We start from the raw sequence: 15,078 nt of genomic DNA on the forward strand, positions 1-15,078 counted from the left end.
CTTTTTATATTTAACTTCGGCAAATCCTGATAAAAATTAAGTATTACTTTCAACAAAAAAAATATAGTATTTTTGTGTAAAAATATCCCTCTCTCTTCCTTAATTCCATCTTAGCCGAAACCGATATAATATATGTAAGATAAAATTAATCCGTGACGCGTAACGGATTAAACATGCAGAAGAAAGGATTCTTCTGTATACACTCAAGGAGGAAAAATATGAGAATCCAACACAACATTGCAGCACTGAATTCCTACAGACAGTTAGGAAACAACAACAATTCTGTATCCAAGAACTTAGAGAAGCTTTCCAGCGGTTTCCGCATCAACAGGGCCGGTGATGATGCCGCAGGTCTGGCTATTTCTGAGAAGATGAGGGCTCAGATTACCGGTCTGAACACCGCGCAGAAGAACGCTCAGGACGGTATCTCCCTGGTACAGACTGCTGAGGGCGCGTTAACTGAAGTTCACTCCATGTTGAACCGTATGGTCGAGTTAGCGAACCAATCTTCCAACGGTATTTATGACAACGCAGTAGACCGTACCAACATGCAGAAGGAAATCACTTCCTTAAAGGATGAGATTGATCGTATCGCAGAAGGTACCAATTTCAACGGCATCAAGCTGTTGGATGGGTCCCTTGACGGTGCAGGAAGCGCTGGTGCAAATGGACTGGTTGGTGGAAAAATTGCCAACTGGAAGGCAGCTGTCTTTACGGGTACAGGTAAGGATGCCAGTGCCGCTTCAGCTATTGATTTTACTAAAAAAGATGTTATTTTAGTTGATGGTTCCCGCGTAGAGGTAGACTGGAGCACCTTGAGTGCAGATGAGCAGACTCTCCTCACTAAGAATTGGACAACCAATAACAATGCTACAGTATCCAAGGATGCAGCCGCACTGATGGAAAAGACCATTAATGCAGCTATTGATAAGGCAAATAAGGATCGGGGAACCAGTATTGATTATGTCAGCGTAACTAGCACCGCTAATAATCAAGGATTTACCATTACCAGTGGTATGAAAGGTACTGGTGCTTCTTCTATAGGCTTTGATCAGTCTGCAAAACCTACAACTAACAAAACTGTATTGGGTATTGTAACCGGTGTTACGGATACGCAAGCAACTGCGGCAGCCACTTCCACCCTGATTATTGATCCCACCAGTGCTAATGGTTCATTTAATATGTTAATAAATGGAGAAGAGCTCAATATCACCACTTCTACTTTAACCAACACAAGCACTGCAACGGATATCGTTAACCAGCTTCAGACCGCAATCGATGCTGCCCTCACCAATTATGATACTGCAAAAGGCACAACAGGTACTCCCGATGCCATGCAGGGTAAGGTAACCGTATCCTTTAATAATCAGGGTGCATTGGAGTTTACAAACACCAGTGGCAATAAAATCGGCTTCTCCGACAAAGAAGGTGGTGAGGTCGCCAAGACTCTGGGCATCTCCGCAGAAGGCAAAGCGATTGCAGGCGGTGGTCTGACCCTTCAAATTGGTGATACCGCAGAAGATTTCAACCAGTTGAATGTCTCTGTTTCCGACATGAGCACAAAATCTCTAGGCATTGACAGTATCAGTGTAGCAACCCAGGCAGGTGCCAATGCTGCTGTAGATAAGATTAAGGCGGCTATCAATACCGTATCCTCTACCCGCGGTACTTTGGGCGCTGTCCAGAACCGTCTGGAGCATACCATCAACAGCCTGAGTGTAAGCGCTGAGAATATGACAGCCGCTGAGAGCCGTATCCGTGACGTTGATATGGCCTCCGAAATGATGGACTACACCAAGAACAATATTCTGGTTCAGGCTTCCCAGGCCATGCTTGCACAGGCCAATCAGATTCCGCAGGGAGTTCTTCAGTTATTACAGTAATGTTTCATAGGAATTCAGAAGAAACAGCTTTCGGGCTGTTTCTTCGTATTAATGCAACATAATATGGATTCAGAAAAGTGAGGAGGAAAATATGCGCTCCATGCAGATTACCAGCTTAGGCAACACCAATCTCAAGGAAATGAACATACGGCAGAGGCAGTCCATATCCCCAGAGGGAACTGAATTTGCCCAGACGATCTCATCCAGACTTTCTGCCCCCAGTGGGATGGAGAGAATATTTCAGGAGGCTTCTTCCGCCTATGGCATTCCAGCCATTGTCATTAAGGCGGTTGCCAAGGCCGAGTCGGATTTTAATCCCAGGGCCCTCTCTCACTGTGGCGCCCAGGGTGTAATGCAGCTTATGCCCGCCACGGCCCGTGGACTTGGAGTGACTGACCCATGGGACCTTCGGCAGAATATCATGGGCGGAACCAGGTATCTCCGTTCCATGCTGGATAAGTATGACGGGAACCTGAAGCTGGCCCTTGCCGCCTATAATGCCGGCAGTAACAACGTGGATAAATACGGTGGAATTCCTCCCTTCAAGGAGACCCAGAACTATGTGGCAAAAATCATGGGGATGTTAAGGGAGTCCGGCGTGACGGAATATCCTTCGCTTTCTCCAGGCATGTGCGGACAGACTACAGGCCAGGCAGTCCGGAATGCGCTATCTAGCGACAGCTATAGTCAGTTATTGACACAGGTTCTGGGATTCGACGGTTTTACCGAAGATGATTATATCCTTCTGCTGGAGATGATGCGGCTTTCAATGTCTTCTTCCCTTAACAGTGTATTTGCAGGAACGCCGAATCTCGGGCAGTCTCCATCATTTGGTAGCGTTGGTTTTCCGAATCTGCTATGGGAGGCAACATAGTTTGAAATTTTATAGGGCAAACAAATATGTATTATGTCACATAAGTCTTACAATAATATTATTTCTAATTTCAGTCTGTTTTCTAATCGGTTGTTCGCATCGTTCCGAAGCACAACCGATTGATACAAATTTCGGGACGGAAGATGACATGCCAATCTCCATTTCAACCGTTCTCCCGAATCAGAGCGATGTTCCGGATATCCCGTCTCCTGCTGAAGAGTCCATGCAACACCCAGGATATCCGGATTATCTGGAATCTGTGTCTGGGCTTTTTACCTACTATAATCAGGAAGACAGCCGTTGGGGCAATTCCCTCTTTGGCCCTAAAGATCCCATCCGAACTCACGGCTGTGGTCCTACGGTACTGGCTATGCTGGTATCCAGCTATACAGGTCTCACCCTAACACCAGACATAGCGGCTTCATGGGCGGCAGATAATGGGCTTTGCGTTCCGGGAGACGGCTCATCACATGATATTGTTGAAACGGGCTGCTCCGCTTTTGGGCTGAAGCCCCGTCCTCTCCCGGATCCTACCGTGCAGAATGTTTTAGATGAACTATATTCGGGTAATTCCCTGGTGGCTCTTGTTGGAAAAGGATACTTTTCCGATAACGGCCATTTTCTCATACTGATTAAACCAGGAGCAGACGAAAACACGGTCCGCATTGCCGATTCTGCCAACTTAGAAAACTGTTATCATGATTGGCCTATTTCTTTTATATTGGAACAGCTGAAGAGTAATTCTTCTGGTGGGAAACTGCTGTGGTCCATAAACCTTCCATTAGAGTGCGGTTTTCAGCCCTCCGGCGTACCGGAACGGGATTTCTTGAAGACGGTGTTTGAAACCGCTTCATAGGATTTTGGGTAAATGCGGTTGGGTTTTCCACAGCCCTGCTTTTTAATGTCAATCAACTCCGCATACTGCAATTCCTGCAGGGTGTTGACCGCTTTCTGCCGCCCACAGTGGAGCAAAGCGACCACCTCGCAGATGGGATAATACAGATAAATGCGCCCGTATTCGTCCACCCAGCCGTTCTTGCGGGATAACTCCGCCCGCCGCAGAATAAAGGCGTACAGTATCTTTGCTTCGTTGGACAAGGGCATGAATGAGGGGGCTTCAAAGAGAAAATTGGGGAGCCGGGTAAAGCTGAACGCCTTTTCCGGCTGATGGATATAAATGGTGTTTGTCATATCGTATTTTGTGGACGGTTAGAAGCCCGTTTCCGAGGGCGGACGATAGTCTCTATTGCCTGCCCCTGTTCTGTGCTTGCAAAGCCATGTAAATCAAGGGATATTTCCCTTGCTTCTTTCCGCTTCAAATCCCGCCATGCGTTGATTGCTTCGTGGCGTAATACAATCTTGCAGAACGCATTGAAAGCGTATTCGATATGCTCCATGAACTGTTCAGAATATCTCATTTTCTCTCACCCCTTTTCTGCCCAGTAGGGGGTTATTACAGCAAATACCCATACAGCAGAAAGCGCATGGGTATTTGAGTAATGCGAGTTATTAAGACATGTTAAATGATATGTGTGTTCATACTCATAGGCAGAAAATCCCATTCCACAAGACAGGATTTTTTTGATAATTCACCATAGCCAAAACTACCCATGAAATAAAAAACAGACATAGCAGTACCTCGCACCGCCATATCCATGAAAGCTGTCCTGCCACATAAAAACGACGGCTTTGATTGTTATTTCAAAACCGCCGTTTAGCCGCTTGTATTCTGTTTTGGCGCATGATGATTTTGCCGCCACACAACGGTTTTTTATTAACCGCCGGACGGCATGAAAATCTTTTTATGCGTAGTGATACTTTTCTCTGTTCTGATGAAGAAAAACCAGTGCTAGAATCATAGTGATTAACTCTGCTATCGGTACTGCAAGCCATACACCCGTTACGCCCAAAAAATAAGGCAATGTAAGCAACAGCACTGTAATCAATCCGAAAGTCCGCAGGAACGACAAAATTGCTGACAGCTTCCCGTTTGATAATGCTGTAAATGTGGCAGAGGTAAAAATATTCAGCCCGCAAAACAGAAAACTAAAGGAAAAAATCAAAAATCCGTTTCGTGCGATTTCGTAAACAGGAGTTCCCGTTTCCGCAAAAATTCCAACCAATGGCGAACCAAAAATAAAAGCTATTGCAAAAACAGAGATAGAAATAAAGACAATGAACCGCATACAAATACAAAATACATTTTTTAGCTGTTTTTCGTCCTGCTTCCCATAGTTATAACTGATAACAGGGGCTACTCCCATAGAAAAGCCTATGTAAAGGGCACTCAACAAAAACTGTGTATAGATAATGATTGTGATTGCCGCAACTCCGTTTTCTCCAAGCAGTTTCATCATAATGCGGTTAAAAAGGAATGTTGTAACCGCTGTTGCCGCCTGACTTACCATTTCGGAAAAACCATTGGTACAGCTTTCAGCCAATACGGAAAAATCTATGACTGGCTTCCTAAAATGCAGGCTGTTTTTCTTTGTGGAAAAGAACCACAATCCAATCACCGCCGGTATCATATAGCCAATGCCCGTACCAAACGCAGCACCCTTAATGCCCATGTGAAGCGGCACCATAAAAATATAGTCCAGTAAAATATTAGCGATTCCCGCGCTTACACCAAGCAACATACCAATTCCGGGGCATCCTGCTGTTACAATCAGATTTTGAAAAAGCACTTGCAGGATACTTGCAGGCGTGAATAACAGCAGAATGAAAAGGTATTCTTTGCAATAGGAAAATAAAATACTGCTCGCTCCAAGCCCCCAAACAATCCTGTCAATAAAAGCTGTTCCCATGACTGCAATCAGTACACCTAACAAAATGCCTGCCGAGATAATCAGCGTAAAATACTGTGCCGCTCTTCTTTGTTCTCCTGCTCCCATTTTGCGGGCTACAATCGCGCTTCCTCCTGTTGCAAGCATAGTTCCAAGACCGACAATCAGATTGATAACAGGGCAGACAATATTCAATGCCGAAAGCGCATTTGTATCTACAAATCGTGCCACAAAAATTGTGTCAACGACTGTATACAGCCCCATGAATATCATCATTAAAATTGTCGGAAATGCAAATTTCAGCAATGATTTTATTGTGAAGTTCTGTGATAGTGGATTTAGGTCACTCATTGTCCCCGCCCTCCGTTTTTTCTCTGTGAAGTATAAACCGCTGTGTCGGATAGCCAAATTCAATTAACAGTTCCGCTTCAGCGAAGCCAAGGCTTCCCCATATCTCCCGATAGCCTGTATCTGCCTTGTCACCCTTCCGAAAAGTCGTCACGCTAATCTGCGCGGAACGTACAAGTTCATACAATGCCTTTTTACAAAATGCTTTCGCTATCCCTCTTTTCCGATACTGCGGGTGTACCCCAAAGAAATCAATGCTCCCCGTCACCTCATGAAATGCCATAATCCCGATTGCCGTATCAGCGTCTTTCAAAATCAATGCACGCTTATTTTTGATATACTCCTGTAACTGTTCAAAATATTGTTTCTCGTCTAAGTGCGGGAAACCGTCAATGACAAGGTGAACCAGTTCTATCCATGACGGTATATCTTCCTGTGTTGCAAAGACGATTTTATCCTGCCAATTTTCCTCGGCCGAATTTGTAGGGTTTTCGTTCAAAACAAATTTAAGCTGCAATGGATAAAATTTTTCTTCCTCCCTGTACCTGTTAGGGGATTTTTTATACATGGCTTTAAAAATATCCGTAAAGGACTGCTGGCTCTCATATCCGGCAGAAAGCGCAATTTCAAGGATTGGCCTGTCGGAAAGTACAAGCAGTTTTGCGGCTTCGGTCAACTGGCGGCGTTGTACATAGTCGTGGATTGTCAACCCTACCGTACTGGTGAACATTCGGTGCAAATGATATTTTGAATAATGTACCGCCCCCGCAACTGTTTCCAAGTCCAGTTTTTCGTGCAGATGGCTTTCGATATAGTCGATTGCCGCCATTACATTTTTGATATTTCCCGGCATTGCAGCTTCCTCCTTTCTCTCTGCATTATAGCAGGATATTTCATTCCATTTTTCATATATCTTGCGGTTTTAAGGGCAAATATTTACCAGTATACAACAGTCTGCTCCGATAGGAAAGATTTTCAACTATTTTCTTTTGATATTTTGGCATTTTTCAAATTTCCCCGTAGTAGGACATAAGGAAAACTTTTTTGAAGAATTTCTCAAAACTTCGTCAAAACCGTCCTGTGCGGTGTTGTAGGTAATGAGAGAACTTCAAGAGGGTTACAAGGAAGCCCTACTGATAAAAAGCAATGGATTGTAGACGAGGAAGCCGCCGCTGTGGTGAAATGGATTTTTGATTTATGTATCGCCGGAAAAGGACCTATGCAGATAGGAAGGACATTAAAAACGGAAAATGTACTGTGCATAAGAGCCTACCATGCAAAGCAGAAAGGAAATCCGCTTCCTGAAAATCCGTATCAATAGCATGAAAGCACGATTGCAGCAATGTTGGAACGCATGGACTACTGCGGACATACGGTAAACTTCAAAAGCTATTCAAAATCCCACAAGTTGAAAAAGCGTATTCCGACAACAAAGGAACAGCAGGCTATTTTTTACAATACCCATGAAGCGATTGTAGAGGACACTGTTTTTGAAAGGGTGCAGGAGTTAAGGGCAAACAAACGCCGCCCTCCCAAACGGGCAGACCGACAGGGATTATTTTCTGGTTTGGTCTATTGTGCAGACTGCGAAAGCAAGCTACATTTTTCTACTTGTAAGAGTTTCCGGCAAGGGCAAGACCATTACCGTTGTGCAAAATACAAAAGCAATATGGGAAGCTGTACGGCGCACTTTATCCGAGAGGAAGCTTTAAAGCAGATTGTGTGGAGCAGAATATTTGATGTGACCGCCCTTTTCTTTGATGACATCATGACTTTTAAGGAAATGATGTATGCACAACGCTCTGCCGAAACGGAAAAGGAAATGAAGCGCAGGAAGCGGGAAGTCGGACAGGCACAAAAACGGATTGCAGAACTTGACCGTATCTTCAAACGGATTTATGAGGACGACATAAGCGGCGCCATCAGCCACGACAGGTTTTTGAAGCTGTCCGCAGAATATGAAGCGGAACAGCGTGAACTGGAAGAAAAGGTCAAATCTGAACAACAGGAAGTTGATACCTATGAACAGAATAAAAGTGATTTTGACAACTTTTCTGCGATTATCCGCAAGTATGTGTGGATAAAAGAACTCACCCCCGCAATCGTCAATGAATTTATCAAAAAAATCATAGTCCATGCGCCAGAAAAAGTGAACGGGAAACGGGTACAGAAAGTGGATATTGTTTTCAACTTTGTAGGGGAAATCAATTTCCTTTCTGACGCGCAGCCGAAACATCAAGGCGCATAAGAACTCAAAAAGACGGTATAACCCTTGTAATTGGGCTATATCGTCCAAATCGAAAATACTTCCCTATAACGAAAAACATAAGGACTTATTAGTCCCTAACTGTCCACAGTAGACCTCCTTTTCCGTTCACTTTCTGTTTTCTGCCGCCTGTAAACGCTGGCGGCGCAGTCGGGACAGTCTTTTCCCCGGTTGGATTTTGGGACGAACACCCTGCCGCAGACCGCACAGCGTTTCAAGTCCTTATCCCGGAAAATCTCCGCTTCCAGCGTTCCGGCTTGTGGTAAGACCGACCAGCGGAACCACTTGCAGCAGACCGAGAAAGAAATGGTCTGTGGGCAGGTGTGGGCGTCCCCATCGTCAAGGGCGATACAATTCCCCTCCTCATGGTAGCAGCACTCCCGGCGGATCAGGGCGTTTGCCTGTTTCCTCTGTGCCGGGGTCATACGGTAAAAGGATCCGTCTGGCTTGCGCTCTAAGGGCGGAAGTCGTTTATATGGGTTATCTTTCATGTGTTCCCTCCGTTTTTGCTTTCCTTTTGCCGTTCTCCCCGAAAAGTTTTCCACCCCCATTCCTGCGGCGTATTTCTCCTTTGGCACGCAAATGCGCTGCTTCTCCGGGAGAGATATTCCTTTTCGGACGGTCATTCTGTTTTCAAGGTGCGGCTCATCGATGTACTAAGACAAGTCTACACCTAAATGACCGCCCGTCCCATATATCCATAAGGTAGGAAATCAGCCCAGAAAACTCACTATTTCCACGCTCTCGGAATTGTGGTAGAATGGAAGAAACAGAACGGTAAATCGAGATTGGTGGTGGTAGTCATATGGACGGAACGAGGTTTCGTCTGGTGGTACATAACCTCAAAAAGCTGAATGGATTTTGCACTGCCGTAGAGGGCGTGGTGGAGGGCAGCAGCATATCGGTGAACGATTATCTGTGCCTGAACCGCACCGATGGCAAGCGTATCAAGCTGCGCGTGGAGAGCATCCTGGTTACACCGAAGCTGGAGGTTCGCACCGCCGAGCCCGGCAAGGCTGTGTGTCTGGTACTCCGCGGACGCAGGGCGAAGCAGATTCGCAGGGGCGATATTCTGGAACCTCCTGCAACAGGGCGGCGCAGGCATTCCACAACGGCCGAGGTCCTTTCTGTGATCCTTAGTTTTCTGCTGATCGCCAATCTCATCAACATTGCCATCTGCCTGCCCATGGGGTGGCAGGACAATATATCCGAGATCCTGCGCTATTCCCTGGTTTTGGGGGCGGTGAATATCCCCATGCTTTTGGCGGTCGAGCTGTGGGATTTTCTCTCCCGGCGACGCTGGCGGCAAAAGCAGCAGCGCGACGATTGGGAGACCGATTTCCGGGTGCTGAAATGCTCGCCCATCGCCTATCTGCTGCTCCTGCTCCCGGCGGCGATCACGGTGATGGCCGGTCTGTTTTTCTACCTGTGGGCTATGGACGAACCCCAGACGCTGCAAACCCTCTGGGCTAGAGGTGAGCTGAACCAGGAGCTCTTGACCCTCTTTGGGCTTGACCTGCTGTGCATCGGCTCTTTTCTCCACTCGACCTGGCGCAAGGTCTTTTATTCCCGGCGTTTGCTGCGGGTGGTCAGCTTTGGGATAGCCCACGACATCCCGTGGACACAGCTGCGCTCCATCCTCCTGCTGTGGGATAAAAAGAACGCCCGGATGATCCTGCGGACAGCGGAGAAAACGATCAGCCTCCGCTCGGATGTACTGTCCGATGGATGGGGAGATTTTCTGGACTTTGCGCTGACGATGGCGGGAGAACACGGTATTCCATACGAACTGCAGAATGTGAAGCATATAGGGCGATTCAAGAGAAGATAGGGCGCTTTTCGGATGCTCCCGAAGCGGGAGCGCATGGGTGACTGTATCGCTTGCAAGGAATGTAGTATCTTTAAATATCTTGACCATGCTTTGATTTTGGTTTTACGAGGGATTTGAAAGGAATAGGGACATTTTATGTGTTTTGAAGCCAAACGTTTAATGTGTAAGTGTAGATAGCTACCACCGTATGGTGATTTCACTGTCGGTTCAAGTTATTCATTCGATTATTTAATTGATGCTGAATGAGTAATAGATGACTTGGAAAATGAAATTACTTTTGCTGAAAAACTTTTTAAAATATGTTTTGAAAAAATTCGGAATTGGAGTGGTCAACATGAGATTCCTCAATAAAATCTTGAAGAAAGATAATGGTAACAAGAAAAAAAGCAACAATACACTCGAAGAAGATATTCCGTTGGCTTCCGACTGGGTGACAAAAGCACTCAATTCGTCCGGCTATAAAGCGGATTATTCTTTAGAAAGCATGAAAGAAATTGACAGATTTTTTGATGAACAGAATTCCGAAACAGGTTTGCTTTCAAAAAATGGCGGTATGATTTTATTTAGTTTAGGTTCATATATTGGCGAAACGGCGATTAAACTATACGGTGGAAAATGGATCACGGATGATAGCGACCCACAAGGAGAAATAAATATTGCCGTTAAGTTAAGTAATGGGACTGTTATCTGGCCTGTCCTTAGATGTTTGAAAAGATGCAAACAGGGATGTGAAGAAAGCATCTATGCCTATCTTTTTGCGCTCAAGAATTGATTTCATAGAGCGATGCATTCCAGTTTATCGAGCAGACAAGGAGCGAGAGCATGGAACTATCCATACAAGAACGATTGAAAGACCTGCGTGTGGAGCGAGGGCTGACGCCGGAGCAGCTTGCGGAACAGACCCACTTCTCCAAATCTGCGCTGGGTAGTTACGAAGCGGAGGACTTCAAGGACATCAGCCACTATGCCCTAATCAAGCTGACGAAGTTTTATGGCGTAACCGCCGACTATCTGCTGGGAGTGGCAGAAACAAAAAGCCACCCAAACGCGCTTTCAGCGCCGCCGTTGACAGCCTCGCCCGCCTTTGCTAATGGGTAATCAAGACGGGAAAGCCTTAAAATGGCTTCCCGCCCATTTCAATTTTGGGAGAAAAATCCACCTGCCTTTTCGTGAATGTGGCTATACGTTTGGGACACTTTGTCCCATAGTCCGGCGTGGGACAAGGGACGAAGGTTTTCATATACGCCCCGTCTGCTGATGAAAACAGGGCTGTGCTTGCGGCTCAACGTCACGCAATCATAGCCCTGTTTTCCTGCCGCTTCAAACGCCCTTGCCCTATCCGGCGGCAACGGCATTTTTACGGCAACGCCGACAGAGCGTATAACACACTACACTTTACATGCAAAGTCGTGTGCCAAGGGGCAAGCCCCTTTGGAAACCCCGGACAACAAAACAGGCTGCATATCCCGCACTTTTCGGTGCTTGATACTCAGCCTTTATTTGTTGTCAGCAGCCCCCGTTTCGTGGTCTGTGTGTAGTTCCTTGTAAACTGACCTAAATATCATAATAAAAAGCAGCGAAAAGAAATAGCAGCTTAAAAGCTAAGAGTTACCCTCATAGGCTTATTAAGCGAACCCTCTTTTAACGAGTGAAATCAAGAAGTGGATAAAAAGTAAGGATAAAAACAAGGAATCGCCAGAACCGTTAAATGCCGGTTCTAGCGATTCCTAATTAGGGACTTATTTTACATCCCCTTATGCTCTCCCTCGTCCTTATCCTCCCCAGAAAAAGTTATCCCTTTCCATATTTCATTCACTTCCTCCACACAATCAAAATAGAACTGTGCCACCATATTAGAAGGGATTCCCAGTTTTTTTACCATCTGGTTGATACTATTCCAGTCGGCCCTCTCGTAATCCAGCACTAGGGTATACAAGTCCCCACATATCCCTGTCCTGCTAATCAAGGCCTCCTTGATTTCCTCCCGGATAGGAAGTTCCTTTAGAATATCCTCCAGCGGGCTATCCACCATATATTCCAGGGTAGAAAACATACCCATCATATAAACTTCCCCAGGAGAGACCGGTAGTCCATCAATATAACGGGCCAACCTGGAACAAAACGTTCCGCGCATGAAGGATCTCTTTAAAACCTGCTCTGTGATACCGCCATCATCCTTATTATCACTCTGCATGCTCAGCAGGTAAACCCAGTGCTTCAGTTGACGGATTCCCAAAATGACCAGTGCCTGTCGTATAGAAGAAATCTTTTTACTCAAAGCAAAATACCTGGAATTAATCAGCTTAAATAATGCATAGGTCAAATAGGCATCCCTACTGATAATCTCCTCAATCTCTGTCATATCAGGCGTATCTTTTGTAACCGCTACCACCAGTTGGAAGAAATTACCTTGGAGGAAATCCAATTTTGCCGTTTTAATCAATGTAGCTTCTGATATGTATGTCCCCTGCAGATAATCCACCCCAAGAGTCTTTGCAAACTTATAATCCTCCCTGCTGTCAACTCCATAGGCAATGCACTGCTTGTTGAATCCTCTGGCCATCCTGACAATGTTCTCCATCGAACTCTCCCCTGACCGTTCCGTCCTCCCCTTTACATTAATTTTGAGGAAATCCACGTATTCCAGTATACTGAAAAAACGGGCTGAGAATTGAAAGTCATTTATGGCAAATCTATATCCCTGATTCCTGTACTTCTGTACAATCATCAAAGATAATGGATTTACCAACACATTATCCTCAATCTGTATAATCAGCTTACTGCTCTCAAATATCTTGGGTGTATTGCGAAAAAGCAGGCTTGGGGTAAACGTGGCAAAGATAAGTTTTCCATCGTATATCTTTTCATTATTCTGCATGAAGAAATTAGCTATGGTACCGGCCGCCATATGGTCCTCAGAACTATTATACAGGGCATCATCCCCAAGCTGGAACATGACCTCATTGCCGATTAGCTGATCATCCCTATCCTTAACAGGCTGTCTTACTACATAATTATTCATGCCTAATCCCTCTTTTCCAGTAAATAGTCTAATATCTCGACCAAATGGCCTATTTCCGGCTTAGAAAGTTGTTCATCAGCCCCCACCGCCTTCCCCTTCCGCCGCATCTCTTCATCGATGAGGGAAGAAAAAATAACTATGGGAATATGCTTAAGTTCCTCATCTTCCTTTACCAGTTTTGTGAGCCGATGTCCATCCATCTTAGGCATCTCAATATCCGTGATTATCAGGTCCACCTTTCCATTCTCCCTCCCCTCAATTCGCAAATAATCCCATGCTTCCTGTCCATTGTTAAAAAGCTCCAGGTTATGGTAACCGGCCTTAATTAATGCCTGCTGAATCATCTTAATAAGAAGAATAGAATCCTCCACTACCACAATGTTGGATGACCTCTCCTCCCGTTTCCCCAATTTCTCAATCTCTTCCATCTGTATACTGGTAGCCGGTGATATATCCGCTGTTATTTTTTCAAAATCCAGTATAGACACAAGACGTCCGCCACACTGAGTGATTCCGGTAGTTACTCCATCTTCCCCGCCGTTAATGCTTTTATCTGGCTTCTGGATATCCGCCCATGAAATACGGCTGATTCCCTCCACGGTGTTTACTCGAAAGGCTGTATACATCTTGTTGAACCCGGTTACAATAAATAAATCCCTGGAATTTTTTTCTGTCTCCCTCCCAGTCAGGTATAACGGCAAATCCACTACCGTCATAAGTGTCCCTCTTGGCTTGAATATCCCTTCAATGGAGGGATGTGCATGAGGTATGGGCTTCACCTCATTCGACATCATAATCTCTTTAACCTTTGCCACATTGATACCGTACAACTCTCCATAAATGGTAAAAACCATGATCTCAAGTTCATTTGTACCTGTCTCCAGCAGAATTTTACTGCGATTATAAGTTTCTTCCATACTCCATTAACCTCCTCTTCCACCGTTAGAGTATAAGTTCCCTCCTGCCATAGGCCTTCACTTTTACGATTCCATTTGATACATCCATCATCATGGTTCTGGCATAGTCAGAACCTGTGTCCTCTCCCAGAATGCGGACGCCGCTCTGATACAAGATGCTTTTTACCGCCTGAATGTTGCGCTGTCCTATATTCCCCAGCACCGAAAACTGCTGCCCTGAAAACATACTGGCACCACCAGCAATCCTGGCCGTAAGCCTGGACTTCATCCCGCCAAATACATGAAGTTTCCGTAAAGTCTCAGCGATTCCCGTATCCGCATATTTATAAATACTCACCGGACTGTCCAGCTCTGCCTTGGGAAGCATAATGTGAAGGAGACCGCCCAGTTGAATGGAGGGGTCGTAAAAACAAATCCCAATACATGATCCCAGTGCATAGGTAATCAGCTCCCCCTCTGTTCTTATAATTTTCATATCGGCAATCCCCACCGTGACTGTCCCGTTAATTTCCTACTCCCATCCTGTCGAGCAGGCAGCTCAATCCTTCAACCTCCGGGACCATAAAAAGGTTGCTTTCCAGTTTCATGCCTCCATAAATCAAATTCCCTTCTATGGTCATCAGCTTGTTTGTCTGATAGGCTAATTCCACCATAGGCACAGATAGGATTCCCCCCAACATGTTAACCGATAGGACTGGGACGGAAAGCTCAATTGTAATTCCTGATAAATCTGATATTGCATTAATATAAGAAGATATCATAATGTTACCTATCTCAAGTAAGGCTGAACGCTGTATTTCCTCTAGACGCGGGATTTCTACCTCCGCTTCACCGAACATCCGCTCCAGTACTGCGTTAATCAACGCCTTTCTTTGAATGCATAGCATCATCCCTTTCAGTTCACCTGACATATGAACCATAATCCCCGCTACGGTTTCTTCTGGATTCCCCATCCTTCTAATGATTTCATTGTAGCCCAATATATGAATATCAGGAACTCCCATTGTAACGGTCTCACCCAAAAGCTGAGACAGCGCCGTGACTGCATGAGCTGTTCCTATATTTCCCACTTCTCTTACTGCATCCCTCTGTAGTAAATTCATATCATCATAATGTTTCAGTCCCACCAGGTTTCTTCCTTTCCTACTCTA

Annotated in this window: 14 protein-coding genes and 2 pseudogenes; 7 read left to right on the plus strand and 9 right to left on the minus strand. The window is 45.4% G+C overall.

What is annotated here, in order from left to right; all coding sequences use genetic code 11:
- The first annotated feature begins 218 nt into the window (after positions 1-218).
- The 3 genes from H8S75_RS21310 (at position 219) to H8S75_RS21320 (ending at position 3,613) form a co-directional block, all read left to right on the plus strand.
- Positions 219-1,883, plus strand: coding sequence for a flagellin N-terminal helical domain-containing protein (locus H8S75_RS21310; protein WP_187023279.1), 1,665 nt, complete (start codon positions 219-221; stop codon positions 1,881-1,883).
- Between the two features lie 100 nt (positions 1,884-1,983).
- On the plus strand, positions 1,984-2,757 hold the full coding sequence (locus tag H8S75_RS33640) for a lytic transglycosylase domain-containing protein (protein WP_277958342.1): 774 nt from the start codon (positions 1,984-1,986) through the stop codon (positions 2,755-2,757).
- 1 nt (position 2,758) lies between these two features.
- The gene (locus H8S75_RS21320) at positions 2,759-3,613 is read left to right on the plus strand and encodes a cysteine peptidase family C39 domain-containing protein (RefSeq protein ID WP_187023281.1); all 855 of its coding nucleotides are present in this window, start codon (positions 2,759-2,761) and stop codon (positions 3,611-3,613) included.
- Here H8S75_RS21320 and H8S75_RS21325 read toward each other — a convergent pair.
- The 4 genes and pseudogenes from H8S75_RS21325 to H8S75_RS21340 form a co-directional block, all read right to left on the minus strand.
- Positions 3,553-3,948, minus strand: a complete 396-nt coding sequence (locus H8S75_RS21325; protein ID WP_187023282.1) for a replication initiator protein A — start codon at positions 3,946-3,948, stop codon at positions 3,553-3,555. The two genes, H8S75_RS21320 and H8S75_RS21325, sit on opposite strands and share 61 nt — an antisense overlap.
- 92 nt (positions 3,949-4,040) lie before the next feature.
- Positions 4,041-4,175, minus strand: a pseudogene (locus H8S75_RS21330) (RNA polymerase sigma factor); the annotation flags it as partial.
- Positions 4,176-4,559: 384 nt separating this feature from the next.
- Complete coding sequence (locus H8S75_RS21335) at positions 4,560-5,894, minus strand: MATE family efflux transporter (protein WP_187023283.1); 1,335 nt, start codon at positions 5,892-5,894, stop codon at positions 4,560-4,562.
- The gene (locus tag H8S75_RS21340; protein ID WP_187023284.1) at positions 5,887-6,744 is read right to left on the minus strand and encodes a GNAT family N-acetyltransferase; all 858 of its coding nucleotides are present in this window, start codon (positions 6,742-6,744) and stop codon (positions 5,887-5,889) included. Before H8S75_RS21340 ends, H8S75_RS21335 begins: the two co-directional genes overlap by 8 nt.
- Before the next feature lie 480 nt (positions 6,745-7,224).
- Between H8S75_RS21340 and H8S75_RS21345 the strand changes: the two genes are divergently transcribed.
- Positions 7,225-8,139 (plus strand): DUF4368 domain-containing protein, encoded by a 915-nt coding sequence (locus H8S75_RS21345; protein ID WP_277958344.1) that lies wholly within the window; start codon positions 7,225-7,227, stop codon positions 8,137-8,139.
- A gap of 95 nt (positions 8,140-8,234) precedes the next feature.
- Here the strand turns inward: H8S75_RS21345 and H8S75_RS21350 are convergent, their stop codons facing one another.
- Entirely contained in the window at positions 8,235-8,648 is a 414-nt protein-coding gene (locus tag H8S75_RS21350; RefSeq protein WP_002570053.1) for a cysteine-rich VLP domain-containing protein, read from the minus strand.
- A 314-nt stretch (positions 8,649-8,962) separates the two neighbouring features.
- Here H8S75_RS21350 and H8S75_RS21355 point away from each other — a divergent pair, with 314 nt between their 5' ends.
- The 3 genes and pseudogenes from H8S75_RS21355 to H8S75_RS21365 all read left to right on the plus strand — a co-directional run.
- A complete protein-coding gene (locus tag H8S75_RS21355) occupies positions 8,963-9,988 on the plus strand; it encodes a hypothetical protein (RefSeq protein ID WP_187023286.1) in 1,026 nt (341 codons plus the stop codon).
- A gap of 253 nt (positions 9,989-10,241) precedes the next feature.
- On the plus strand, positions 10,242-10,760 hold the full coding sequence (locus H8S75_RS21360) for a hypothetical protein (RefSeq protein WP_242353572.1): 519 nt from the start codon (positions 10,242-10,244) through the stop codon (positions 10,758-10,760).
- A gap of 50 nt (positions 10,761-10,810) precedes the next feature.
- Positions 10,811-11,038: pseudogene (locus H8S75_RS21365) on the plus strand (helix-turn-helix domain-containing protein); the annotation flags it as partial.
- A gap of 694 nt (positions 11,039-11,732) precedes the next feature.
- Here the strand turns inward: H8S75_RS21365 and H8S75_RS21370 are convergent.
- The 4 genes from H8S75_RS21370 to H8S75_RS21385 are packed head-to-tail and all read right to left on the minus strand — an operon-like array spanning position 11,733 to position 15,054.
- Positions 11,733-13,010, minus strand: coding sequence for an EAL and HDOD domain-containing protein (locus tag H8S75_RS21370; protein WP_187023287.1), 1,278 nt, complete (start codon positions 13,008-13,010; stop codon positions 11,733-11,735).
- A gap of 2 nt (positions 13,011-13,012) precedes the next feature.
- Positions 13,013-13,927: a chemotaxis protein CheV gene (locus H8S75_RS21375; RefSeq protein ID WP_002570057.1), complete on the minus strand. Its 915-nt coding sequence runs from the start codon at positions 13,925-13,927 to the stop codon at positions 13,013-13,015.
- A gap of 25 nt (positions 13,928-13,952) precedes the next feature.
- Positions 13,953-14,402, minus strand: a complete 450-nt coding sequence (locus H8S75_RS21380) for a chemotaxis protein CheD (RefSeq protein WP_187023288.1) — start codon at positions 14,400-14,402, stop codon at positions 13,953-13,955.
- Positions 14,403-14,430: 28 nt separating this feature from the next.
- On the minus strand, positions 14,431-15,054 hold the full coding sequence (locus H8S75_RS21385) for a chemotaxis protein CheC (protein ID WP_187023289.1): 624 nt from the start codon (positions 15,052-15,054) through the stop codon (positions 14,431-14,433).
- Between the last annotated feature and the right edge of the window lie 24 nt (positions 15,055-15,078).

The sequence above is a fragment of the Hungatella hominis genome (genome assembly GCF_014288005.1).
In the GTDB taxonomy this organism is placed as follows: domain Bacteria; phylum Bacillota; class Clostridia; order Lachnospirales; family Lachnospiraceae; genus Hungatella; species Hungatella effluvii.

What these genes read in the sequence shown, in the direction of transcription:
- H8S75_RS21360 (WP_242353572.1), top strand. Translation starts at nt 10,242, where the DNA reads ATGACTTGGAAAATGAAATTACTTTTGCTGAAAAACTTTTTAAAATAT.
- H8S75_RS21340 (WP_187023284.1), bottom strand. Translation starts at nt 6,744, where the DNA reads ATGCCGGGAAATATCAAAAATGTAATGGCGGCAATCGACTATATCGAA.
- H8S75_RS21380 (WP_187023288.1), bottom strand. Translation starts at nt 14,402, where the DNA reads ATGAAAATTATAAGAACAGAGGGGGAGCTGATTACCTATGCACTGGGA.
- H8S75_RS21325 (WP_187023282.1), bottom strand. Translation starts at nt 3,948, where the DNA reads ATGACAAACACCATTTATATCCATCAGCCGGAAAAGGCGTTCAGCTTT.
- H8S75_RS21310 (WP_187023279.1), top strand. Translation starts at nt 219, where the DNA reads ATGAGAATCCAACACAACATTGCAGCACTGAATTCCTACAGACAGTTA.
- H8S75_RS21350 (WP_002570053.1), bottom strand. Translation starts at nt 8,648, where the DNA reads ATGAAAGATAACCCATATAAACGACTTCCGCCCTTAGAGCGCAAGCCA.
- H8S75_RS33640 (WP_277958342.1), top strand. Translation starts at nt 1,984, where the DNA reads ATGCAGATTACCAGCTTAGGCAACACCAATCTCAAGGAAATGAACATA.
- H8S75_RS21335 (WP_187023283.1), bottom strand. Translation starts at nt 5,894, where the DNA reads ATGAGTGACCTAAATCCACTATCACAGAACTTCACAATAAAATCATTG.
- H8S75_RS21375 (WP_002570057.1), bottom strand. Translation starts at nt 13,927, where the DNA reads ATGGAAGAAACTTATAATCGCAGTAAAATTCTGCTGGAGACAGGTACA.
- H8S75_RS21370 (WP_187023287.1), bottom strand. Translation starts at nt 13,010, where the DNA reads ATGAATAATTATGTAGTAAGACAGCCTGTTAAGGATAGGGATGATCAG.
- H8S75_RS21355 (WP_187023286.1), top strand. Translation starts at nt 8,963, where the DNA reads ATGGACGGAACGAGGTTTCGTCTGGTGGTACATAACCTCAAAAAGCTG.